Source organism: Sinobaca sp. H24, from assembly GCF_023845525.1.
Window position 1 is genome coordinate 19,098 of the sequence record NZ_JALBWT010000007.1, and the last position, 22,116, is coordinate 41,213.

At 45.3% G+C, this 22,116-nt stretch carries 31 protein-coding genes and 1 pseudogene; 19 read left to right on the forward strand and 13 right to left on the reverse strand.

Annotated elements, in window-relative coordinates:
• Window positions 1–3: 3 nt before the first annotated feature.
• From MMY81_RS35175 to MMY81_RS11285, 4 genes and pseudogenes are all read right to left on the reverse strand, one after another.
• Window positions 4–159 (reverse strand): hypothetical protein, encoded by a 156-nt coding sequence (locus MMY81_RS35175; protein WP_374561734.1) that lies wholly within the window; start codon window positions 157–159, stop codon window positions 4–6.
• A pseudogene (locus MMY81_RS11275) lies at window positions 157–578 on the reverse strand (ATP-binding cassette domain-containing protein); the annotation flags it as partial. The pseudogene MMY81_RS11275 and the gene MMY81_RS35175, both read right to left, overlap by 3 nt.
• A gap of 137 nt (window positions 579–715) precedes the next feature.
• Window positions 716–910 (reverse strand): hypothetical protein, encoded by a 195-nt coding sequence (locus tag MMY81_RS11280; RefSeq protein WP_252312979.1) that lies wholly within the window; start codon window positions 908–910, stop codon window positions 716–718.
• Between the two features lie 418 nt (window positions 911–1,328).
• Entirely contained in the window at window positions 1,329–1,595 is a 267-nt protein-coding gene (locus MMY81_RS11285; RefSeq protein ID WP_252312980.1) for a hypothetical protein, read from the reverse strand.
• Between the two features lie 230 nt (window positions 1,596–1,825).
• Here MMY81_RS11285 and MMY81_RS11290 point away from each other — a divergent pair, with 230 nt between their 5' ends.
• Window positions 1,826–2,029 carry a hypothetical protein gene (locus MMY81_RS11290; RefSeq protein WP_120193097.1) on the forward strand — a complete coding sequence of 68 codons (204 nt, stop codon included), beginning with the start codon at window positions 1,826–1,828 and terminating at the stop codon, window positions 2,027–2,029.
• Between the two features lie 7 nt (window positions 2,030–2,036).
• Here the strand turns inward: MMY81_RS11290 and MMY81_RS35180 are convergent, their stop codons facing one another.
• The 3 genes from MMY81_RS35180 to MMY81_RS11300 are packed head-to-tail and all read right to left on the reverse strand — an operon-like array spanning window position 2,037 to window position 2,757.
• Window positions 2,037–2,240 (reverse strand): TMEM164 family acyltransferase, encoded by a 204-nt coding sequence (locus MMY81_RS35180; RefSeq protein ID WP_374561690.1) that lies wholly within the window; start codon window positions 2,238–2,240, stop codon window positions 2,037–2,039.
• A gap of 32 nt (window positions 2,241–2,272) precedes the next feature.
• Window positions 2,273–2,581, reverse strand: coding sequence for a TMEM164-related integral membrane acyltransferase (locus MMY81_RS35185; protein WP_374561692.1), 309 nt, complete (start codon window positions 2,579–2,581; stop codon window positions 2,273–2,275).
• The gene (locus MMY81_RS11300) at window positions 2,542–2,757 is read right to left on the reverse strand and encodes a hypothetical protein (protein WP_252312981.1); all 216 of its coding nucleotides are present in this window, start codon (window positions 2,755–2,757) and stop codon (window positions 2,542–2,544) included. Before MMY81_RS11300 ends, MMY81_RS35185 begins: the two co-directional genes overlap by 40 nt.
• Before the next feature lie 120 nt (window positions 2,758–2,877).
• On the opposite strand from MMY81_RS11300, the gene MMY81_RS11305 reads away from it, so the two are divergent.
• From MMY81_RS11305 to MMY81_RS11315, 3 genes are read left to right on the forward strand one after another with little or no spacing between them, the layout of a single operon-like run.
• The gene (locus MMY81_RS11305) at window positions 2,878–3,531 is read left to right on the forward strand and encodes an SOS response-associated peptidase (RefSeq protein ID WP_252312982.1); all 654 of its coding nucleotides are present in this window, start codon (window positions 2,878–2,880) and stop codon (window positions 3,529–3,531) included.
• 12 nt (window positions 3,532–3,543) lie between these two features.
• On the forward strand, window positions 3,544–4,260 hold the full coding sequence (locus MMY81_RS11310; RefSeq protein WP_252312983.1) for an alpha/beta fold hydrolase: 717 nt from the start codon (window positions 3,544–3,546) through the stop codon (window positions 4,258–4,260).
• An 11-nt stretch (window positions 4,261–4,271) separates the two neighbouring features.
• Window positions 4,272–4,457 carry an alpha/beta hydrolase gene (locus MMY81_RS11315; protein WP_252312984.1) on the forward strand — a complete coding sequence of 62 codons (186 nt, stop codon included), beginning with the start codon at window positions 4,272–4,274 and terminating at the stop codon, window positions 4,455–4,457.
• Between the two features lie 25 nt (window positions 4,458–4,482).
• On the opposite strand, the gene MMY81_RS11320 is transcribed toward MMY81_RS11315, so the two are convergent.
• On the reverse strand, window positions 4,483–5,340 hold the full coding sequence (locus MMY81_RS11320; protein WP_252312985.1) for a GAF domain-containing protein: 858 nt from the start codon (window positions 5,338–5,340) through the stop codon (window positions 4,483–4,485).
• 199 nt (window positions 5,341–5,539) lie between these two features.
• Between MMY81_RS11320 and MMY81_RS11325 the strand changes: the two genes are divergently transcribed.
• The 10 genes from MMY81_RS11325 (at window position 5,540) to MMY81_RS34005 (ending at window position 13,360) form a co-directional block, all read left to right on the forward strand.
• Entirely contained in the window at window positions 5,540–6,058 is a 519-nt protein-coding gene (locus tag MMY81_RS11325; RefSeq protein WP_252313128.1) for an Rrf2 family transcriptional regulator, read from the forward strand.
• On the forward strand, window positions 6,055–6,303 hold the full coding sequence (locus MMY81_RS11330) for a YhgE/Pip domain-containing protein (protein WP_252312986.1): 249 nt from the start codon (window positions 6,055–6,057) through the stop codon (window positions 6,301–6,303). The genes MMY81_RS11325 and MMY81_RS11330 overlap by 4 nt, the downstream gene beginning before the upstream one ends.
• Window positions 6,300–6,536, forward strand: a complete 237-nt coding sequence (locus tag MMY81_RS11335; protein ID WP_252312987.1) for a YhgE/Pip domain-containing protein — start codon at window positions 6,300–6,302, stop codon at window positions 6,534–6,536. The genes MMY81_RS11330 and MMY81_RS11335 overlap by 4 nt, the downstream gene beginning before the upstream one ends.
• Before the next feature lie 20 nt (window positions 6,537–6,556).
• Entirely contained in the window at window positions 6,557–6,934 is a 378-nt protein-coding gene (locus tag MMY81_RS11340) for a hypothetical protein (protein ID WP_252312988.1), read from the forward strand.
• The gene (locus MMY81_RS11345; protein ID WP_252312989.1) at window positions 6,906–7,154 is read left to right on the forward strand and encodes a hypothetical protein; all 249 of its coding nucleotides are present in this window, start codon (window positions 6,906–6,908) and stop codon (window positions 7,152–7,154) included. The genes MMY81_RS11340 and MMY81_RS11345 overlap by 29 nt, the downstream gene beginning before the upstream one ends.
• Complete coding sequence (locus MMY81_RS11350; RefSeq protein WP_252312990.1) at window positions 7,138–8,766, forward strand: hypothetical protein; 1,629 nt, start codon at window positions 7,138–7,140, stop codon at window positions 8,764–8,766. The genes MMY81_RS11345 and MMY81_RS11350 overlap by 17 nt, the downstream gene beginning before the upstream one ends.
• Entirely contained in the window at window positions 8,706–9,029 is a 324-nt protein-coding gene (locus MMY81_RS11355; protein ID WP_252312991.1) for a YhgE/Pip family protein, read from the forward strand. The genes MMY81_RS11350 and MMY81_RS11355 overlap by 61 nt, the downstream gene beginning before the upstream one ends.
• 123 nt (window positions 9,030–9,152) lie before the next feature.
• Complete coding sequence (locus MMY81_RS11360) at window positions 9,153–10,301, forward strand: iron-containing alcohol dehydrogenase (RefSeq protein ID WP_252312992.1); 1,149 nt, start codon at window positions 9,153–9,155, stop codon at window positions 10,299–10,301.
• A gap of 12 nt (window positions 10,302–10,313) precedes the next feature.
• Window positions 10,314–11,978 (forward strand): ATP-binding protein, encoded by a 1,665-nt coding sequence (locus tag MMY81_RS11365; RefSeq protein ID WP_252312993.1) that lies wholly within the window; start codon window positions 10,314–10,316, stop codon window positions 11,976–11,978.
• On the forward strand, window positions 11,975–13,360 hold the full coding sequence (locus MMY81_RS34005) for a sigma-54-dependent transcriptional regulator (protein WP_252312994.1): 1,386 nt from the start codon (window positions 11,975–11,977) through the stop codon (window positions 13,358–13,360). The genes MMY81_RS11365 and MMY81_RS34005 overlap by 4 nt, the downstream gene beginning before the upstream one ends.
• Before the next feature lie 45 nt (window positions 13,361–13,405).
• Here the strand turns inward: MMY81_RS34005 and adhP are convergent, their stop codons facing one another.
• From adhP to MMY81_RS11385, 3 genes are all read right to left on the reverse strand, one after another.
• A complete protein-coding gene (gene adhP / locus MMY81_RS11375) occupies window positions 13,406–14,422 on the reverse strand; it encodes an alcohol dehydrogenase AdhP (protein ID WP_252312995.1) in 1,017 nt (338 codons plus the stop codon).
• A gap of 166 nt (window positions 14,423–14,588) precedes the next feature.
• Window positions 14,589–15,383, reverse strand: a complete 795-nt coding sequence (locus MMY81_RS11380; protein WP_252312996.1) for a cytochrome c oxidase assembly protein — start codon at window positions 15,381–15,383, stop codon at window positions 14,589–14,591.
• Complete coding sequence (locus tag MMY81_RS11385) at window positions 15,383–15,868, reverse strand: DUF2243 domain-containing protein (RefSeq protein ID WP_252313129.1); 486 nt, start codon at window positions 15,866–15,868, stop codon at window positions 15,383–15,385. Before MMY81_RS11385 ends, MMY81_RS11380 begins: the two co-directional genes overlap by 1 nt.
• Before the next feature lie 431 nt (window positions 15,869–16,299).
• On the opposite strand from MMY81_RS11385, the gene MMY81_RS11390 reads away from it, so the two are divergent.
• Window positions 16,300–16,617, forward strand: a complete 318-nt coding sequence (locus MMY81_RS11390; RefSeq protein ID WP_252312997.1) for a DUF3243 family protein — start codon at window positions 16,300–16,302, stop codon at window positions 16,615–16,617.
• Between the two features lie 152 nt (window positions 16,618–16,769).
• Window positions 16,770–17,903 carry an alcohol dehydrogenase catalytic domain-containing protein gene (locus tag MMY81_RS11395; protein WP_252312998.1) on the forward strand — a complete coding sequence of 378 codons (1,134 nt, stop codon included), beginning with the start codon at window positions 16,770–16,772 and terminating at the stop codon, window positions 17,901–17,903.
• 60 nt (window positions 17,904–17,963) lie between these two features.
• Here the strand turns inward: MMY81_RS11395 and MMY81_RS11400 are convergent, their stop codons facing one another.
• Window positions 17,964–18,287, reverse strand: coding sequence for a thioredoxin family protein (locus MMY81_RS11400; RefSeq protein ID WP_252312999.1), 324 nt, complete (start codon window positions 18,285–18,287; stop codon window positions 17,964–17,966).
• Between the two features lie 226 nt (window positions 18,288–18,513).
• On the opposite strand from MMY81_RS11400, the gene MMY81_RS11405 reads away from it, so the two are divergent.
• From MMY81_RS11405 to MMY81_RS11415, 3 genes are all read left to right on the forward strand, one after another.
• Window positions 18,514–19,866 (forward strand): copper amine oxidase, encoded by a 1,353-nt coding sequence (locus MMY81_RS11405; RefSeq protein ID WP_252313000.1) that lies wholly within the window; start codon window positions 18,514–18,516, stop codon window positions 19,864–19,866.
• Window positions 19,867–19,937: 71 nt separating this feature from the next.
• Window positions 19,938–20,186, forward strand: coding sequence for a hypothetical protein (locus MMY81_RS11410; RefSeq protein WP_252313001.1), 249 nt, complete (start codon window positions 19,938–19,940; stop codon window positions 20,184–20,186).
• Complete coding sequence (locus MMY81_RS11415; protein ID WP_252313002.1) at window positions 20,183–20,374, forward strand: hypothetical protein; 192 nt, start codon at window positions 20,183–20,185, stop codon at window positions 20,372–20,374. Before MMY81_RS11410 ends, MMY81_RS11415 begins: the two co-directional genes overlap by 4 nt.
• Before the next feature lie 130 nt (window positions 20,375–20,504).
• Here the strand turns inward: MMY81_RS11415 and MMY81_RS11420 are convergent.
• Window positions 20,505–21,865, reverse strand: a protein-coding gene (locus MMY81_RS11420; protein WP_374561697.1) for an IS1182 family transposase whose coding sequence is annotated in 2 segments (ribosomal slippage) — window positions 20,505–21,284 and window positions 21,287–21,865 — 1,359 coding nt in all. Because the reading frame shifts where the segments join, the coding sequence is not laid out codon by codon here.
• Between the last annotated feature and the right edge of the window lie 251 nt (window positions 21,866–22,116).

The following is a 22,116-nucleotide window of genomic DNA, read 5'->3' on the forward strand; positions in this document are numbered from 1 at the left end:
TTTTCATCTGGTGGCTTGAAAAAACAATAGTGGTACCCTGTTTTGTATGTGCTCCACGGCCTGCTTCAGCATATCGGTGTTCACGGGATCAAGTCCGCTGAAGGGCTCATCTAAAATTAAAAGCTCAGGTTTATGTAGGACTGCTGCAATAAACTGGATTTTCTGCTGATTTCCTTTGGAAAGCTCTTCAATTTTTTTGTTCTCATATTCCGGTACTTGGAACGTTTCAAGCCACTCCTGCAGAGCTGGGACGATACTGATTTTTTCATCCCTTTCAGCCGCATTAAGTAAATGATCTGTTCTTTCACTGTCAGCTTAGGGTAAAGACCTCTCTCTTCCGGCAGGTACCCAATTAAACTGGTACGTTTGTAGGAAAGAGGGCGGCCGTCCCAGGTTACAGAGCCTGAAGTAGGATCAAGCAGCCCAAGAATCATGCGGAATGTGGTCGTTTTGCCGGCTCCGTTTGCGCCAAGCATGCCAAACATGCTTCCTTTTCTACAGTTAATGATACTCCGTCTACTGCCTGGTGAGAACCGAATCGCTTGGTTATATTGTCGATAACGAGCGTCAATGGACATACCTCCTGATAGTAGTAATGGGAACTTTTAAAAATATTGCGATCTTCTTTTACTATGATGGAAAGCGGAAACAATATCAATTCTTTTAGTATATATTATATACAGTAGAAAATTTTATACTTCTTTAGCAAGTCTGATCATATCCATGCACTGCACGCCATTCTCGTAAATCGGTTCCTCGTAATGCTCAACAAAGAAATTGGGAAATACGGCGCGGTAATATGAAATCCCATCGCCTGGTAAAAAGTGAGCTGATGAATACTGGCATCGGCTGTACCAATAAGAAGACGCGAAACCGGGAGATTCTTCGCCCGGGAAAAAGCATCCAGCAAAAGAGCTTTCCCCAGGCCCTGCCGCTGATTTTTTCTACAACGGCAATGTTTGCAATTTCAGCGGTATCTGCTTCTACAGGCACGAGTATATACACTCCAATAATTTGATCGTATTTTTCCATCACGCAGCAAACGCCCTCGTCCAAATAGGACTGCACCATTTTATCAGAAGGGTCGGCTGAGAGCAGCAGTGACATAGGAGGGTCTTCCATAGAGGTTAATGGTCTAATCATCGGTAGTATCTCCTTTCTTTTTAACCAGGTGCCGTCTTCAAGCTCGTAGCCTTTGCCCTTCATTCGGATAATATAATAAATAAACGAAGAAAGAGCACTGCCGGCCAGCAGGGAGCCCTGCACTATTATGTCTCTTAAAGGAAAATCAAAGGAATAGTAAACAAAGAGAAAAGCTCCTGTATAAGCTAAAATAGAAACCAGTATATCCGGTTTAAGGTTAAAGTCTTTGTCTGCTTGGGATAAGATTCTTCAGTGGTTTTCTTCAGGCGGGTTTCTGCATAAATAATGACCCCTATGAAGGGAAGCAGCCCGCCCATGTATCCGTAGATCAGTCCCTGCACAGGATCGTCGATAATATACTCGACAAAAGAAGCGGCTCCCAGATACAGTACTACAAGAAAGAGAAATCCAAATCTCAGCTGCCATTTAGACGGGTCAAACCTTTTTCTCATAAAGACACCTCGCTGCAGGGGAAAATGCCGGGAAATATCGGCGTCTATACCGGAATTCCGGACGTTTGAGCATTATTTTAACAAAAAATATTTTCCTATTTATAGAATAAATTGTAAATTAATCTTATCATAAACATGTGGAGAAGCTAAAGGTTTCCCCGGCAGGAATATGGATAGAAAAGGCGAAATGTGTATAGAGAAGAAGGGTAATGGAGAGGAGAAAGCCGGATATGAATGTGGCTGTTGTATTGATTATTCTTATAGGAATTGCTGCCACGGGAATCACGCTGGGCTTAACAAAAGTAACGGATGAAGAAGATAAAAAGTACGATGCCGGCCAAAGTACTTCTAATATGCTGGTGCTGTATATTATTATTCTGCCTGTACTGGTTATCCTTGTAGGAATTGCCGCCAGCCTGGCGGTTTTTTCCTAATAATGATCTACTGCCAGCGTTTTACAGCGTAATAGTAAAACACGTACATCAACATGAACAGTCCAACTGCCAGAGGCTGTAGAGCAATGAGATAAGGCCATTCCCCAAGCCAGTCAAACGGAGTCGGGGACGGCGGTTTTTCCATTAAATACATATAGTTTCCGCCCGTGAGCGAATTGACGAGAAAAACCAATGCCGCAAGCACATTCATTACGAGCCACACCGGAAAAAGAGAGCGGAAAGTTACCGGGTTCTTTCAATAATAAGCTTATAAAATACTGCTGTAATGACAAGACCGTGGGTTATAAAAAAATGCAGAAAGCGCAGATGCGGGAACCCATAGTTATCGATATCCGGAAAAACCAGGGTTAAAGAAGCACTCGTAACACCGGCATAAAAAGCAAAAGCCGTCCAGATGGAAGAGCCTTTCGTAAGAAGCATAGCAATGGCAGCTATCCAGGCAAAGCTGCTTAAATTAAGAGGCAGAGCAAAACGTACATTCCAAATTCCTTCTAAAATGTACCAGGTGTGCAGCCATACTTCAGCCGCCAAAAGAAAAGCGGCAGCTGTCCAGCAGAACGTTTCTGAAATGCCTGCGAACGGCGGATCGGCCGTCGCCAGATAAGAAGGCACGCGCAGCTTAAAATAACGATTGCAAACACGAGCAGATGAGCAGGACCAAATGGATCAAATCCCGGCCCATCATGATTAAATTCAACCCACCACATGAAAAGCCCCCTTGTATAAGACTCTTTCTTTCCCATAACCTTTTTTGAAAAGCTTTAACCGCTGAACGGTGGATATGCTTTTTAAAAAAAGGGTATAGAAGCAAAAAAGAGGTGATAGCATTGTGCGGCAGATTTACGTTATATTCTTCAGCCACAGCCATTGAACAGGAAACAGGGGTGGAGATTCCTGACATATCTCCAAATTATAATGTAGCTCCCACCCAGTTTGTGCTGACGATTGCTTCGAATCAGGAACAGACGAAAGCAGGCTTTTTGAAGTGGGGACTTGTCCCATCCTGGTCCAAAGATCCTTCGGTGGGCCATAAAATGATTAACGCCAGAGCAGAAACAGTAGATGAAAAGCCTTCTTTTAAAAAGCTGCTGGAGAGAAGACGCTGTCTTGTAGTAGCTGACAGCTTTTATGAATGGAAAAAAGAAGGTAAAGAAAAACAGCCGTACCGGATTATGCTGAACGAAGAACGTATTTTTACATTTGCCGGCCTTTGGGATAGATGGGAAGGAGAAGAAGAGACCATTACTACCTGTACGATTATTACTACCGAAGCAAATGAATTAATGCAGGATCTTCATCACCGCATGCCGGTCATTATTCCAAAAAGCCGGAGGGAGGCCTGGCTGCATCCCAACACTTCCAAAACAGAAGTAAAAGCCATGCTGGAGCCTTTTGACAGCGGGCAGATGACAGCTTACCCCGTCAGCCGGGACGTTAATAGTCCTAAAAATAACACCCCTGACCTATTAGAGAAACACTAAGGAGGCGCCACTATGTCCCAGACGAAAAAATATGCGGCAGAAGAATGGGATCATCAATATGCAGAAGTAAATGGAATTACGATTCATTATGTACAGGCTGGTGCCAATAAAGCAAAGCCTATACTGCTGCTTCATGGATTTCCGCAGAGCTGGCTGATTTGGAGAGACCTCATTCCAAAGCTTGCCGAAGATCATTATGTGCTGGCTCTGGATCTTCGCGGCTACGGTGATTCGAGCAGGCCGGAAGGAATCGATGCGTATGATAACGAGCAGATGGCTGCGGATGTTCATGGGCTGGTACAGCTGCTGGAGCTTGAACATATAGCGATGATCGGCCATGACCGGGGGGCGAGAATCGCAAGAAGATATGCTTTGGACTATCCGGAAAAACTTGCAGGTGTTGGCCTGATAGACATTCTGCCGCTGGAATATATTTATGATCACCTTACCGCCGGCGAAGCCGCTGAAAAATACTGGCATTGGATATTTCAAGTAGTACCGGACGTACCGGAAGCTTTAATTGAAGGGAAAGAAGAAGTATATCTGGAATTTTTCTTTAAGCGCTCTCCCCATCTAATGGAAGCTTTTAAAGCGGACGGGGCATGGGAGGAATATCTTCGAACCTGGCAGAAAAAAGGATCCGTTCAGGCCGCTCTAAACGACTACCGGGCCTCCTATCGGGTGGATCTGCCTAAGTATAGAGAAAACAGCAGAACAAAGAAAAGATAGAAGTGCCGGTAATGCTGCTCTGGGGGGATTCAGGAAATTTAGCCGGCCAGCCGGTAGTAGACATCTGGAAACAAAAAGCGTCTTCTATCGTTATGGCTGAAGAAGTAAAAAACTGCGGTCACTACGTTCCGGAAGAACAGCCGGATGTAACGCATAAGCATATTCAGGCATTCACTGCTGATCTATTTTCAACATAATAAAGCCGGGGCAGCTGCCCCGGCTTTATTTGTGTTCAGAAAGAGTAAATCCTATATACTTTAGGGCGGTTTCCAGACTGTGCACAATCTTGATATTTAACTGCAGCAGCGACACAGCTCCTGTCTGATTTTGTGCAAAGTCGGGTGAAATACCGGTAAGAATAGCTTCGATACCCATTAATTTAAGCGATTTAACAAGGTCAGTCAATACTTGGGGAAAAATACCATCCAGTATGATCAAACCGGATAAATCAATAATAAAATAGTTAATGTTATGAGAGGCGCCGTAGTGTAAAACGGACTGGGTGATCTTGTCTGCACGATGCTCATCTACAATACCTTGAATACTAAGAATGGAGATACCCTTCGTAATAGGGATAATAGGCACGTTTAGAAAACCCATATTAAATTTAGTGCGGTCCAGCTCAATAATATGTGAAAGAACTTCTGCCATGGCTTTTAAATACTGCACATCTTTCTCGGTAAAGTTTTCTTTTTCTTTATCCATTACGCAAAGGGTTCCGAATACATTTCCTTCCAGATCAAAAAGGGTAACTCCCAGAAAGCCTTTCACTTTAAAGTCATCCGTAATGTTTAGATGTCTCATGACGCTTTCCTCATTCACATTGTTTGTATAAAAAGAATGATTATTCTCAGATAAAACCATCTGGCAGTATGAGTCAGAATGATTCAATGAGTATCCTTCAGGTACGATAAGATCTTTTGCGTTATAGGAACTAAGAGCGGTCATTTCTTTATCTCCGCGCAGAGCCACATAAGCTGTATTCACATTTAACTGTTTACTTATAATATGAAATATTTTCTGCGAGACAGACTTCAGTGAAGTGAAATCAGAAGAATGCAGATTATATTCATTAGGCATGTGCGGCAACTCCCTTCACTGCTTGTGCCTGATCATAAATTTATCTATCGTCATATGGAGTTGAATATATCACTTTTCAGCTTTTATTACTATTAAAAAGATTTATGTAAAAAGAGTTATGTTTACATTTTTTATGGACAATTTATATCCATTATGGATATAATACATCTATAATAAAAAGGGGATGAATGCCGTGAAAATGAAAATGGGAGTAGAACAGGCCGCCTGCATTCTGGCTATGATTTCTACACAGGAAGAGCATAAATTAGTCAGCAGTGATGTAATCAGTGCCAAGCTGCAGGTGTCTCCTTCCTATTTGAAAAAAATGTTAAGAAAACTGGTGGTGCATCAACTTATTGTTTCGGTACCGGGAAATCAGGGAGGAATAAAGTTGACGAGGCCGCCTAATGAAATAACGATATATGATGTGTTCGTAGCAATTGAAGAAAGCGGTCCTTTTATAGAACTGAACGGACTGATCCCCCAGGCGTTTCCGGAATCGGAAGTAGCTCCCGAAGGAGAAAAAATGCTTAAAGACATCTTTGCTGAAGCGCAGGAAAATTATTTTTCCACCTTAAAGAAAGTAACTGTAGCAGATGTACTTAAACAAATTATCGGAACGGCTCAGTTTAGAGTGGTTGATTGGAACCAAAAACCGAAAAGACAGGAAATTCAGGCACTGCGCCGGAAGATGCAATTAGGAGACGAGATAGAGTGAACATGATAAAAGCAGAATGGAAACATTTAATGCATAACCGCAAAATGAGGATAGTAGTGTTTGCTGTTATTCTTATACCTCTTATTTATGCCGGCATCTTCTTGAGGGGGGCATGGGACCCATATGGAAATGCAGATCAGCTGCCAGTCGCTGTTGCCAACGAAGACAAGCCGGCCGATTATGAAGGGGAAGCCTTGAATATTGGAGAAGAAACGATCGCCAACTTAAAGAGAATGATGAAATGAACTGGACGTTTACGAGTGAAAAAAAAGCCAGACAGGGAGTGGAAGCCGGTGATTATTATATGGCGGTCGTCATTCCCGGGAACTTCTCTGAACATGCGGCCACCGTTTTTGATGAGCATCCTGAAAAGATGGAACTTGATTACTATACGAATCCCGGCATGAATTATACAGCCGGGCAGATAAGTGAACAGGCTGCTGAAGGGATTTATGAAGAAATCGCGCAGACAGCGTAACAGGGGAATATGCACAAGCTATGCTGGCCCAGCTCGGTGATATTGAAGAAGGCCTTCAGGACGGTGCCGATGGGGCAGGAGAATTAAGAAATGGAAATGAAGAGCTGGAAAATAATTTAGCCGTTTTGTCTGACAGCACTTTGACATTTCGTGATGGACTAGAAGAAGCGGCGGACGGAAGCGGCGATATTGAACGAAATATGAGTACTGCAGCAGACGGTGCTGAAAAATTAAATGAAGGCGTGCAGGCGTATACGAACAGCGCCGGTGATTTGAATGAAGGTATTCAACAATATGTGAAAGGTGCCGGCAGCCTGGATACCGGAGTACAGAAGTACACAGGAGCAGCCGGAGATTTAAAACAGTGGTGTGCAGCAGTACACTGCCGGAGTAAATGAGCTGGACGAAGGAATTCAATCTTTTTCTTCTGGTACACAGGAGCTGGGAAATGGTCTGGAGCAGTACACAAGTGGTACGGAAGAGCTGGAAGCCGGGCTGATTCAGCAGCGGGAAGGAACGCAGGAACTAGCGGCTTATAATGAAGAGCTGACTAGTGGAAGCCGGGCGCTCGCGGACGGACTGCAGGAAGCAGCACCCCGGAATGCGTGCCTTAAATGAAGAGGTGCAGGCTGCTGCCTCAGAAGCAGAAGCTTTATCAAATATAGATTCTTCTTCTGTAGAAGCAGCTGTAGATGATGTTATGAAAGATATAAGACAGGAAGCAGTGTCCTCCTCCAAAGAAGCTGACCAGCTGACGGAAACGCTGCGTTCAATAACTGATCAAAAAAACAGCAGCACAGATATAGAAGGAAAAGCAGAAGCGGAAGAAGCGCTTCTGGTGCTTTCCGATGCTGTGGATCGTCTGGAAGCGTCCGATCCATCCTCTTCCGGTCCGGAACAGGTGACAAGCCTGATAAATAATACCTCAGCTGATTTGACTGAAGAACAAGAACAGATACTGCTTCAGGAAGCGGAGAATACAGAAACCAGCCAGTCATCTATAAATAAAGATGAAGTAACCGAAGCGGTGCAGCAAATGGCGGCAGCATTGGACGCATTGTCTGCTCCTGAAACATCTGGTGCCGCCAAAGAAGCAGCATCAGGGCTGGAAGCCGCAGAAGCTTTAGAGAGAAGTCAAAATCAAATACTTTCTATGACGGAAAACAGTTCTTTGGTTTCGCAGATTACAACGATTTTGCCGGATATTTCCGGGGACGCCTCTTTTGACAAGGTCACAGCATTAGCTTCCAGTACAGAAGAATTAAGTGAAGGGCTGGATGAATTGTCGGATGGTGCCTCTGTGCTTCAGGGAAGTCTGGAAGATTACACGCAGGGAGTAGAGAAGCTGGACGAGGGAGCGCAGACGCTTGCAGAGGGAGCCGGCCGCTTGACAAGTCAGTCAAATGCTCTTTTAACTGGTACAGATCAGATAACAGAAGCGTCAGCAGAGCTTGCGGAAGGATCCCTGCAGCTTGCCGGCCAATCCGCCGGTTTATCAGAAGGTGCACAGGCGTTTGAAGATAACGGAGAAGATCTCGCGGAAGGATCAGCGGAGCTTGCAGGAAGCGGGGGAGAGCTTTCAGAAGGAGGGCTTGCACTTGCTTCCAGCGGAAGCGAGCTAAATGAAGGTGCGGGATCTTTAACAGAAGGCCTGCCGCAGCTCCAACAAGCCCTTCAATCGTTAAATACAGGACTGGTTGATTTAAAGGATGGATCCGTTGATCTTGCCTCCGGCACAGATGAGCTGCAGGAAGGAGCCGGCTCATTGGTTAATGGAGCAGGGGATCTGTCCGGAGAGCTTGCAGACGGAGCAGGTGATATAAGGGAAGTCGGTACCGGAAATGAAAACAGCGATATGTTTTCCAGTCCGCTTCTTTTAGGAGAGCATGAGTTATCGTCTGTGCCAAACTATGGACATGCGATGGCACCGTATATGATGGCGGTGGCTTTGTTTCTCGGGAGTGTCATTTTCTGCTTATTGTACCCGGTGAAACAGCCTGAAACATTACCGAGCTCAGGTATTGCATGGTGGATAAGTAAATTTTCCATCCTGCTGCCAGTATCCATTTTACAGGCAGTAGTAATGGCGGGTGTTGTCTTATGGATGGGAGTTGATGTTCAAAGCACCGGTCTGGTCTTTTTAACTGCGATAGTATCGGCACTTGCTTTATGGCAATTGTGCAGTTTTTTGCCGTCGTTTTTGGAAACCCCGGTCGATTTGTTGTATTGATTCTAATGATCCTGCAGCTGGTAGCCGCAGGAGGAACCATGCCGGTAGAACTGCTGAACCATTTCTTCCAGCAGATTAATCCGTTTCTTCCAATGACTTATACAGTTTCTGCATATCGTGAAGCTATATTTCTTGGCGGATCCATTACAATAGAGCTGCTTATTTTAACAGGAATATTTGTCATTTTTCATACTGCCTCGATTTTCTATTTCACATGGAAAGCAAAAAGATATGAGCCGGAGCCGGTTTCTGCTTCCTCATAGAAAGAGCCTCCTTTTATGGGAGGCTTTTTTGTATGGATGATTTTAATCGAACAGAATAGAAAACCATAACCGGTGGTATACTACATATAAAAGCGCATTCATAAAAGCGGATGAGGTGAACCAATGATTACAAAATTCATGGCACCGGAAATCATATTTGGAGATCATGCGATTCATCAAATTGGAGAAAGTTTTCTCCGGCTGGGGGCTCAGCGCATTCTCGTAGTCAGTGATCCAGGCGTAAAGGCTGCCGGATGGACGGAACAGGCTGTTGAAAACATAAAAGAAACAGGACTTGCTCATACCTTGTATGAAAAAGTGACTACAAATCCAGGCACAGACCAGGTAATAAATGGGGCTGCCTTATACAGAGAAGAAAAATGCGATGCCGTGCTCGGAGTTGGAGGCGGAAGTGCGCTAGACGTAGCAAAAGCAGTGGCCATTATCGTAAGCAACGGAGGGGCCATCGAAGACTATGAAGGAGTGGACCGTATTCACAGCCCTCTGCCGCCGACGATAATGGTGCCGACCACTGCCGGATCGGGATCTGAAGTCTCCCAGTTTTCGATTATTATTGATCCCAAACGTAAAAAGAAAATGACGATCGTCTCCAAATCCCTTGTTCCGGATATTGCGATTGTGGATCCTTTTGTATTGATGACGAAGGATCATCTGCTGACAGCAGCTACCGGACTGGATGCGATTTCTCATGCGATTGAAGCATATGTCAGTGTAGCAGCCACACCGCTCACGGATGTACATGCACTGAACGCTCTCAAGCTGGCCGCAGCTAATTTACGGCCGTCTACTGCATCCCACACCAACCTGGAAGCCAAGCGCTCCATGGCTATGGCCAGTATGCAGGCAGGTCTTGCCTTCTCCAACGCCATACTGGGAGCGGTTCACGCCATGTCCCATGCGATAGGAGGACGCTATGAGCTCCCCCATGGAGAAATTAATAGCATTCTGCTTCCCCATGTGATGGAATTTAACCTGATTGCCTCTCCTTCACGCTTTGCAGAGATAGGGGATATCCTGGGAGCGGCCGGCTCTACAGAAAATGAGATGGAAAAAGGAAGGTTTGGCATTCGCGCCCTGCGTTCGCTTGCTGATGACATCGGTGCTCCCAAAACGTTAAAAGAAGTCGGGCTGAACAACCCTGATTTTCATAAAATGGCTGAAACTGCCCTTGAAGACGCATGCATGGTAACCAATCCCCGGGACGTAACGCTGCAGGATGTAGAAACCTTGTTTCAAAAAGCCTATGAATGAAGGGGGAGCGCTATGTTTACAGAAAAGGAGATTTTAATCGAGAAGTTGACAGGAGTCAAAGCATCTAAAAAAAGCTACTATACCGATTTGAAAAAAACGATCGGCGAGCTGGAAAAGAAAAATCAAAAGCTGGAAATATTAAATGAGGTAGCAAAAGGTTTCCAGCTGACGGGAACGATGGAAAGGTCCCTGCAGCATATTTTAGAAACCATCTATGAGCTCTATCCAATTGACCGTGTCAGTATCTCCCTAATTGAAGATGAGGTGATGACGCTTCAAAGTATCTATCCGGTCTCCGGTGAGGATAAAGAAGTAGGCATGCATCTGCCGCGCGGACAGTCAATTTACTGGAAAGCAATCAATCAGAATCTTATTGTTATTCATGAATGGGAACCAGGAGCCTCCTACCGCTTCGTAGAAGAGCAGACCCTTGCTGCCAATAATTTGTATCACGCCTGTGTGATCCCGCTGCGGATGAAAACAGCCGTTATCGGCGTGTTGACTTTTGCTACAGCAGAGCGCATGCCCTATGAGTATTCGGATATCACATTTTTCCGCCAGCTTTCAGATCATATCGCTGTAATGGTGGAGAACTCCAGGCTCTACGGAGAAGTATCCGCAGGTAAAAAAGAATGGGAAGAAACGTTTCAGGCAGTGGCGGACCTGCTTTTGCTTACAGATACCGATCACCGTATTATCCGCTGCAACCAGGCAGCCCACCATTTTTTCGGCAGGCCGCCTGCTGATATAGTTGGTCTTCGCTGCCATGATGTGCTTTTTCCGGAAGATTATTCTTTCTGTCCAATAGAAGAAAGTTATCATACGCAGTCGATGAAAAATTATCAAATGAGCCTGAAAAATGGCAGTATGTGCGATATTCAGACGTATCCGGTGCGTGGGGAGGCTGGTGAAATGAAAGGTCTGCTTATTTATATTAAAGATATTACAGAAAAAATCAGAACGCAGGCGCAGCTTCAGCATTCCGGGCAGCTTGCGGCGATTGGTGAAATGGCTGCCGGGGTAGCACATGAGTTAAACAGTCCCCTTACCGCCGTTATTGGAAACACCCAGATTTTGAAACGCCAGTTATCGGCGGATGGCAGACCTCGTGAATTAGCAGATGCCATTGAAAGAGGCGGGAAAAGGTGTCAGGACATCATTCGTAATCTGCTTTCTTTTTCCCGTCCGGAAAAGGAAGAAAGCTCGGAATGCTGTTTGAATGAATCTGTAGAAGATGTATTGAGTTTGATCGGTTTTCAGATTGAGCGGGAAAATATTCAAATTGAACGATCTTTTTCTGAGGACCTTCCGTTAGTGGAAGCCAGCCCTCATCAAATCGGCCAGATTATTATCAATGTGCTTCTTAATGCTAAAGATGCCTTATCAGAGAAAGAGGAGCCCAGATATATTACACTGTCGACACATCATACTCCGGAATGCATCAAACTAGTTGTCGAAGATAATGGATGCGGGATTCCGACAGATAAAAAAGATTTGATTTTTGATCCGTTTTTCACTACAAAAGAAAAACAAAGCGGAACCGGGCTCGGCCTTTCCGTAAGCCGGGATCTCGCAGAGCGAAATGGAGGCAGTCTGGTTATTGCAGGCAAAAGCGGGATTGGAAGTGCGTTCGAGCTCCGGCTTCCAGCAGCGCCAAAGAAGGAGGTCCCGGAGTGAATATTTTAGTAGTGGATGATGATAGAGATATAGGAGATTTCTTTATATACCTGCTTGGTACCGAACACCATGCCATTCATATAGCCCGGAACGGAAAAGAGTTTCATCAGCTTATGCTTTCCTGGGAAAAATTCGATATTGCTTTTATAGATATAAAGCTTCCTGATACAAACGGCCTCCGGCTGCTCAAAGAAATACGGCTTCAGCAGCCGGGCTGCCGGTGTATTGTTATGACGGGATACAGCACTATTGAGTCGGCAGTGGAAGCCATTAAGCTGGGCGCGGAGGATTATATCGAAAAGCCATTTGAAAATATAGCGCTTCTTGAAGAAAAGGTGAACCGGAAAGATAACGTTGAGCATACAAATGCAGTTGAGCAGGCGGCAAAGAAAAGCGGCATGATTATAGGGGAAAGCAAAGCAATGCAGGAGCTTCTGCGCCTGGCTTCCCGATTTGCCACCAAACCGCTGACTATTTTAATTGATGGAGAAACCGGAAGCGGAAAAGAAGTCGTTGCCCGTTTTATTCATGAAGCAGCAGGAGAAAAAGAGAGGCCGTTTCTTGGAATAAACTTTGGAGCGCTGCCGGAAAATGTTATTGAAAGTGAGCTGTTCGGTCATGAAGCGGGAGCATTTACGGGAGCTCAGAAAATCCGGAAGGGTTTTTTCGAAATGGCTAAAGGCGGTACCCTGCTGCTTGATGAAATAGGTGAAGCCTCTTTGGCGACGCAGGTCAAACTACTGCGTGTGCTGGAATCAAAAGAATTTTTCCGGGTCGGGGGAGAACGCTCTGTTAAAAGCAGTGCCAGAATTATAGCTGCTACCAATCGATCCCTGCATGAATCCGTTGAAACGGGAAAATTCCGTGAAGATCTGCTTTATCGATTGGAAGTTGTCCGTCTGACGGTCCCTCCTTTAAGAGAAAGAAAAGAGGATATCCCTCGATTGGTAGAAGCTATGCTTCAAAAAGAAGAGACTGAAATTAAACGGATAAGCAATGAGGCATTGGAAAAGCTTCAAAACTACCTCTGGCCGGGCAATATCCGGGAGCTTGCCAATGTACTTGCAAGAGCCTGCGCTCATGCAGAGGATCAAATTGGGGCGGAACACATACTGTTTCATGGAAATGGTAAAATCCTGGCTGATGGAGCAGAGGAAAGCGGACCGATTTCCAACAAGTGGTTAACCGGGCAGAAAAATCAGCTGGGAGAAGAGGACTATTTTTCTCTTGATAAGATGGTAGACGATCTGAGAAGTGCCGAAAAGATAGCTGTACAGCAGGTAATAGACCACGCCTTAATGATTACCAGAGGAAACAGGCAGAAAGCGGCAGAGCGGCTTGGGGTTAATACAAGAAAGCTGCGCTACTGGCTTAATGAATAAAAAACCTTCAGGGCACCCTGAAGGTTTTTATGCATAACGAAGGAATTATTCGTGTATTTTTAAAACAATTCGTCCGTTAATATCTCCGTGCTCCATAGAGTCAAATACTTCATTGATGTCCTCGAGTGATCTGGTTTCAATAATCGGCCGGATTTTCCCTTCGGAAGCAAGCGTCAGGCATTCCTGAAGATCTTTTCTCGTACCTACAATAGAACCACGGACGTTTACGGCATTTAACACGGTTTCAAAGATAGGAATAGGAAGCTCTCCCACAGGAAGTCCTACAACAACAAGGGTGCCGCCTCTTTTAACAGAGCGGTAGGCCTGTTCAAATGCTTTTGGATTTACGGCAACGCTTATAGCAGCCTGAACTCCGTTGAAGCGCTCCATAATAGCTTCCCCCGGATCTTCGTTCATCCCATTGATTACTTCATCTGCGCCAAGCTGTTTGGCAAGTTCTAATTTATCATCGCGTATATCAACAGCGACTACCTTAAGACTCATAGCTTTGGCATATTGTACGGCTACGTGGCCAAGTCCCCCGATGCCGAAGATAGCCACCCAATCCCCTGGTTTGGCTTCAGATACTTTAAGGGCCTTGTATGTTGTTACACCGGCGCAGAAAAGAGGAGCTACCTCATCAAAACCCAGATTATCAGGTATTTTTGATACATAGGCAGAAGGTGCTTTGCAGTATTCCGCGTACGCCCCATCAATGGAATAGCCTGCGTTTAACTGATCGTGGCAGAGCGTTTCCCTGCCGGAAAGGCAGAATTCGCATTCTCCGCAGGCTGAATAGAGCCAAGGGATGCCGACGCGGTCACCTACTTTTAATGACTTGACGCCCTCTGCCACTTTTTCAATCGTTCCTACCCCTTCATGGCCTGGAATAAGAGGGAGCTTAGGCTTAACGGGCCAGTCACCGTGAGCGGCATGAAGGTCTGTGTGACACACACCGCAGGAGTGTATTTTTACCAGAATATCCCCATAGTCCAGCTCCGGCATTGGAACATCTTTGATCTCAAGCTTTTGGTGAAACTCGTTTACCACTGCTGCTTTCATAAATGAAACCCTCCTTAAAGAATAGTAGATCTGCCTATAGTTATTGCAAGAGCCGTGCCAACGTATAAGCGTGTGAAAATAAGGAAGCTGCACGGGTTTGTTAAGAAAATAGAAATTTATGCATAAAAAAACAGCCGAAATATCGGCTGAAAATACAAAATATTGGTCATCCTTCTGTCGATATCTGCCCGGAATGCAAAGTACGCGGTCTAGCTGCACGATACCAGTGCCTGCAGAGAATAATGATAATGACTAAATCTACAGCATCGCCCCCGTAGTACATCAGCATGCTTCCGGATTGTGCCTGTTCAGCCGGAACGCCGACTGGGGGGTGAGCATAAAGATATTTTGATAAAATGCCGTGGCCGGCAAGAGCCCCCGTCAGTACCAGAGCCCTGGTGAGATAACTGACCCGGTGGGGAATAGGGTCTATATAAATAATAGAAGCTGTAAACAAATATCCTGCAAAAAATACATGCAGATGAATAAGTACATGGAGCAGCATATACTCGTGCATCAGATTGTAGAGGCTGGTGGTATAGAGAAGCCAGAGTCCTCCTACATTCAAGAGAGCAGGCAGGATAGGGTAGGTCAGGACTCGTAATAATGGCTTTCTTAAAAAAGCCGAGACTTTTCTTGCCCGGGATACAGAAAGAACGCGAAGCAGCAAGGTAATAGGCGCCCCTAGCACGAGCAGCAGCGGTCCGGCCATTCCAAGGAAAAGGTGTCCGGTCATATGGATAGTAAAATCAACATGAGCCTGTTGGGCAAGCGGTCCGATAACAGAAATCAGGCAAAGCGCAAGTCCGGTATTCCATAATAAAAGCCGGTGAATGGGCCATGGCTTTCCTTTTTGAAGGGAAAGAAAATAAAGGATCCCATATAAAATAAAAAGAAATAAAAAGGGTGCGGCCAACAGCAGCTGCGGCCACCATTCCAGTGCAGCATGATGATTATGCATCAGGACGTCCCTTTCTGCCTGATCGTTTTATTCGTCTGAAAAATAATAATAAGTCCTGCTGCAAGAAGAACGACAGCTCCAATGTTCCACGTCAGATCATAAGCCAGCAGGTCCACGCCGTAGCGTATTTGATGAAGCCCCATTACTTTGTGCTGTACAAGGCCATCGTAAAGGTTAAAAAGTCCGCCGCCTGCAAGAAGACCGCCGATCCAGCGTTTTATCCACCAGGCCCCGCGCCTGCGCAGGTCAGCGACCATGAAAAGTGACCCGACTGTAGCCAGCCAGCTGAAAGCGTGAAAGATACCATCAGAAACCAATCCAGCATCCGAAGTGGAAAGGTCATAAAAATGGTGCCAGTGAAGAAGCTGATGAAAAACCATCTCATCTATAAAAGCTACAAGACCAAGCCCGAAAAGAAATCCAGACAGCAGATTTCTTCGAGCATACTCTACTGTTCTATCTTTCATGGTTGAAGAAATCGACATTTTTGTATCCACCGGTAAATTCCTCCCTTTCGCTTGTAAGTAAATAGTAAACCCTTTCCTTTAATGAATACTCCTAAACAATAAAGTGAAAAGAAAGCTGTTTTCTTTCTAATAATGTTTCAAAGTCAAAATAGGGGGAAAACAGGATAGCAGAGGACAAGTAAATAACACTCATCCTTATTGCATGTCATTATAGAATACCAGCATAAAACATAAAAAGATAAGAGGCATATGAATCACCGGACAATAGAGCCGCGTGTAAAGCCGGAAAGAAGACGACTTACCTTCTTTCCGGCTTTTTTTACCCTCCGTTTTTCACAAAGCAGTGTACATACAGGAGGTGATAAAAAAGAACAGCCGAAACAAAGCGTACGAGAGCCCACTAGACACTGGATACTATATATTTATCATTTTAGAGGAGGAATTTTATTATGGCAGATCCAAAACAGCACGCAGACGAGCAGCTTGAGAAAACATCAGAAGAAAAAAAGCAGGATATTCTGGAAAGCTATCAGGGATTTCAGGATTATTTGAAAAAGCAGATTCACAAAGGAGAAAAAGTCGGCCTGAACGAAGAGCAGCTGGCTAAAGGCGCAGAACGTGTCGCAGAACACCTTAACAAAAAAGATGATCCTAAAAACCCTGAAGAAAAGCTTCTTCATGAAATGTGGAACGTAGCGGATGATGAAGAGAAGCGTCCTCTTGCCCGTGTGCTGGTAAGACTTGCTAAAGAAGAAGGAAACGCATAATCAAATGATAATGCATTGGCCATGCATTAAAAAATAGAGCCTTTTCTTCTGCAGAGGGAGAGGAAAGGGACTATTTATACATACTATCTTTCAGCAAAAAAAGCACCGGCCGTCGAGTATGCGGTTGTAAAAAAACTAAAAGGAGAGATACGATGAAAGCTGTAACGATACAAGGAAAAGAGCATATGGAAGTAAAAGAAGTAGAAGCTCCAAAAATTCAAAAAAATGATGATATGATTGTAAAAATTACGGCGTCCGGCATCTGCGGATCAGATCTTCATTTATATAAAGGTGGTATTCCAGCTCCCAAAGACTATATTATCGGCCACGAGCCAATGGGTATTGTAGAAGAGGTCGGTCCGGATGTGAAAACCCTGAAAAAAGGAGATCGGGTCGTTATCCCTTTTAATATAGGATGCGGTGAATGTCATTATTGTACGCATGATATGGAAAGCCAGTGTGATAACTCGAATCCTCATCAGGAAATGGGCGGGCTGTTCGGCTTCTCTGAAGATTTCGGCAGTTTCCCCGGCGGCCAGGCAGAGTATCTAAGGGTGCCCTATGCGGATTTCACCTCATTCAAAGTGCCGGAAAACAGCGAATTGAGTGATGAAAGTGTATTGTTTTTATCTGACGTCATTCCTACTGCCTTTTGGAGTGTGGAAAACAGCGGCGTGAAATACGGTGATACGGTCATCGTTCTCGGCTGCGGCCCGATCGGCTTAATGACACAGAAGTTTGCCTGGTTAAAAGGGGCAACAAGAGTCATTGCTGTCGATCAGGTGCCGCATCGTCTGGAGCATGCCAAGCGTACCAACCATGTTGAAACGTATAATTTCAGCGAAATGGATAATATCGGACAGCTTCTTCATGAAGATACAAAAGGCGGCGCTGATGTCGTGATCGACTGTGTCGGCATGGACGGAACTGTTCAGCCCAATGAAACATTCGGTTCAGACGGAGACAATCAATTTGGTACCATCAGCCCAATCATTACAGCATCGCAGGCTGTAAAGAAATTCGGTGTTGTACAATTAACCGGAGTGTATGGTACAGAAGCAAATAACTTTCCAATCGGTGACTTTTTTACCCGTAACGTCGCGCTGACGATGGGGCAGGCGCCTGTTATTCATATGATGCCGAGTCTCTATAAGATGGTTGAAAATAAGCTGATTGACCCAACCGACATCATTACCCATCCAATGCCTCTCTCGGAAGCAGTGGAAGCCTACCGCATTTTTGATAAAAAAGAAGATGGCAATATCAAAGTTATTTTGAAACCATAAAACAGCAGTAAAAAAGCTCCGGATAAAAGGCAGAAGCCTTTTATCCGGAGCTTTTTAACGTTAATCAAAGTATTTCGAAAGAAATTCCTCTGCGTCTTCAGGTGATTTTAAATCTGCACTGTGCAGGTGAGCCGTTTTTTTGCCATCCTTGAATACGAGAAGACTTGGAATGCCCCGCACCTCATATTCCTCGCCAATGTCAGAAAGCTTATCGCGATCGACCTCATAAATAGGCAGGGTTGAAAATTTTTCTTCCACTACAGGGAAGTACGCTTCAAAGCGTCTGCAGTCCGGACACCAGTCTGTAGAAAAATGAATCACTACCGGTTCGCTGGCCGCGATGGTTTCCTGAAAGGATTGTTTGTCTGTAATAGCTTCGTGCATGATAACGCCCCCTCTTAAAGAAGTTTCTCCCATTTTAGCATAAACAGAAATGGTTTTCTCTTAAATAAAACCTTTCTCTTAAATAGGATGCAAAACCATACTGCCGGCAGGGAATGAAGTGCCCCGGAAAAAAAGATTTATAAAGAAAGTGATCCAAATGAAATCTGCCTGCGTTAACCCTGATAAGAAAACAGCATAAAAAAAATTAACCAGGAGATGATTGAAGATGAAATTGAAAAGAACTCTAGCAGGCGCAATGAGCGTAACTTTTTTACTACCTACCGCAGCAATGGCGGCCGACCATGAAGAAACAGAAATGGAGCCGGCAATGGAAACTTCACCGGCATCTGATTTAAGATCCGATCTGGACTATTTATTGTCAGAGCATTTCGTACTTGCTGTTGAAACCATGCAGAAGACGTATGACGAAGCGCCGGATGCACAGGAGACAGAAGACGCTTTATACCAAAATTCAAAAGATATGCTGCCGGCAATTGAATCTGTTTATGGAGAAGAAGGAGCGGCAGAATTTGACCGCATTTTCACGGAGCATAATGATTATACAGATGACATCGTAGAGGCAGCTAAATCGGGAGATGAAGAAGCCCGTGCCGATGCAGAGGAAGAAGTAGAAGAATTTGTTGTAGAGTTCTCTACATTCCTGGCAGGCGCAACGGAAGATAATCTTCCGCAGGAAGCAGCTGAAGAAGCCATCCGTGCCCATGAAATGGACGTCCTAAGCACATTTGACAGCTACGTAGAAGGCGACTATGAAGCAGCCTACACAAGCTACAGAGAAGGATTCTCCAGAATGTTTGATATCAGCAAAGCGTTGTCAGGCGCGATTGTAACGCAGATGCCGGAAGAGTTTAACAACACTTCTGTCGATACGCCAGCCGCAGACCTTCGTTCCGATTTAAATAAATTAACGGCTGAACACTTTGCTCTTGCCACCTACGGTATGGAAAAAGGAGTAAACCAGGCAGACGATTATGACTTCGTAACATGGGCAGAAGACCAGAATACAGCAGACTTCACCGCAGCTATATCCTCTATTTACGGTGAAGAAGCAGGCGGCCAGTTTGCAGAACTATGGCAGCCCGATCACATTGACGCGCAGGGACAGCTCGTAGCAGCTGAATTGGAAGGCGACGAAGAAGCCCGCACAATGGCACTTGATCACATTGATATGTTCACTCAGGACTTTGGCGCTTTCCTTGGCGCAGCAACAGAGGAAAATCTTCCAACAGAAGCTGCACAGGAAGCACTTCGTACACATGAAGCGCAGGTACTGAGCACGTTTGATAATTACAATGCAGAAGACTATGAAGCGTCTACCGCTGATTTTCGTGAAGGTTACCAGTTCATGTTCGGCGTAGGAGAAGCACTTGGCGGTGCCATTTCTGCCCAGAACCCGGACCAGTTCGGCGGCGATGAGAACATGATGCCGGAAGAAATGCCGCAGACAGGCATGGGCGGAACAAGCAATGATGGCTGGATGACAGCACTATGGGCAAGTGTAACAGCCCTTGTGGGTGGCGCAGCTGCACTATTTATCCGTAAAAAGAAAAACGCATAATTAAAAAAAGGAAGCAGAGACTATCTCTTCTTCCTTTTCTTTACAATAAGACAAGCGGGAGGCAGCATAGCATGAAAATGTATTCAGAACAGACGCTGACTGCGAACTACTATATTTTAGATGAAGAACTGACAAAGAAGGCGAAACGAACACTTGGAGCCGCTCCTGATTTTTTCGTATATACCCAGTGGGATCATCAGGGAAGGGTATCATCGATTGGTGTAGACAGCCGGAGTACAAATGAAGTGATCGTTCAGAAGATAAAAGAGCAGCAGGCCTCCCTGCGTAAACAAAAAAGAGAAAGGAGCATACCTTCATGATTCGTTTTCATTTTAATGATGGAAAAATATACGAAACAGCACAGGTGAATGGAACATACGATGAGCTGTTTACGTTACTGAGTAAAGGACAAAAGCTGAATGCTCCCTTTGAAGAGATAGATATAGAGGGCCGCAGGCTGGATAAGACAGTCAACGATATTGAGAAAGTAGAAATTACGTTAGCATAATAAAGAAAGACCGGAGAGCTCATGCTCTCCGGTCTTTTCAGGTTGTTGAGAAATGAAAGAAACAAGGTTGTTTTTTCCCGTGGATCGTTCGATCCACGTTTTTTTCACTTCTTTCGCAAAAAATCGTCCTCTAAGCCGACCGTTTGGCGAGATAGAGGGCGATTTTTTTCATGTTTTGACAGGCAGCGGTGAGATGGGCCTGCGCTTGGACAGACGGGTGCCCGCGATACCGCGTGTACCGAAAACCGTGGAGCTCTTTGGCATCGCCAAAGCTCCGTTCGATGGTCTGGCTGCGTAAATGGTACAAGGCTTTTCCTGTCTTCGTTCGTTTTCTTGCTCGCGCCCGGTCTTTCCCATCCTCCCATATATGTCGGCTAATTAACCGGGAGGAAGCGGCAGGCGAAAAACAAGTCTCCCGCATCGGACAGCCCTGACAGTCCTGCGGGCGGGAACGATACTGACAATATCCTTCCCGATCGGTAAGGCGGTAGGTCAACATACAGCCCATCGGGCATACATAGGCTTTTTTGGACGCGATGTATCGAAACTTCCGTTTCGGCAGGTACCGGCGGCTTTTTCCGTAGCGACGGTATCCCATCACCGCATAAATTCCCTGCTCTTCGAGCTTTTTGCACAAATAGCCTGTAAAATAGCCGGCGTCGAGCGCCACCGCCTCTACCGGGAAATCAAACGTAGCCCGCTGCACCTCCAGTCGGTCCAGATACGGATCCGCATCGTGGACGTTACCGGGCGTGATATAGGTATCGGTAATGATATTATATTTGGCGTCCACCGTCCGGTGGTCGAGGTAGAAAAATCCCTGCGGTTTGCCATCTCGCATCATGAATCCACTATCCGGATCAGTCCGACTGATTCGGGTCATCGCTGGGTCGGCGGGCTTCCTCTCCTTCCGGGGTCCGAGCGCTTTTTTCCTTCTTTTTCCCGATCGGCTTGCACTTCGGCTTCCAGTTCTGCTAGATAGGCAGGAACTTTGGGGGATTTGGCTTTACGTAGAAATTTGTTTTTATTGGCATTCGCTTTGACATGGGTGGAGTCACTCACTAAAATCCGACCGTCCACCAATCCATGGCCCTCTGCTTGACGAACAATGGCATTAAAAATATCTTCAAATACGGTGGTATCCAGAAACCGGGTCTGACGGTTCCAGCTGATCGTGGAATGATCTGGAATGCGATCCGTCAGAGAAAGACCAAGAAACCAACGATAGGCGACGTTGGTCTGAAGCTCTTTTTCCAATTGCCGTTCCGAACGAATGCCATAAAAATAGCCGATAAACATCATTTTAAACAACGTGATCGGTGGAATGGAGGGCCGACCGATGGTCGGCGAATAATAGGCAGCCAGTTTTTCTTCAATAAACTGAAAATCAATCATCGTATCAATGGTGCGGAGAAAGTGATCAGCGGGCACCAGTTCTTCTACAGAAACAGTCACTTGATCGCGTCGATGGTTTTTGGCTTTGCCAAGCATCTTAGGATCGCCCCTTTTCTTTTCAGTATACGACCATTCCAGCTGCTTGCCCACAAAAAAACTGCCGAGAAAGAAAACTTTCTCGACAGCCTGGAAAGACCGGAGAGCTCATGCTCTCCGGTCTTTTCAGGCTGTTGAAAAAATCGAAAAATACGTGTTTTTGTACAAAAATTTATACAGGGTCGCTTTCCGCAGGCCATGCCTCAGCTAAAGAGGAAAAGAACGACCTCTTTATCTTCACCTATGGCTGT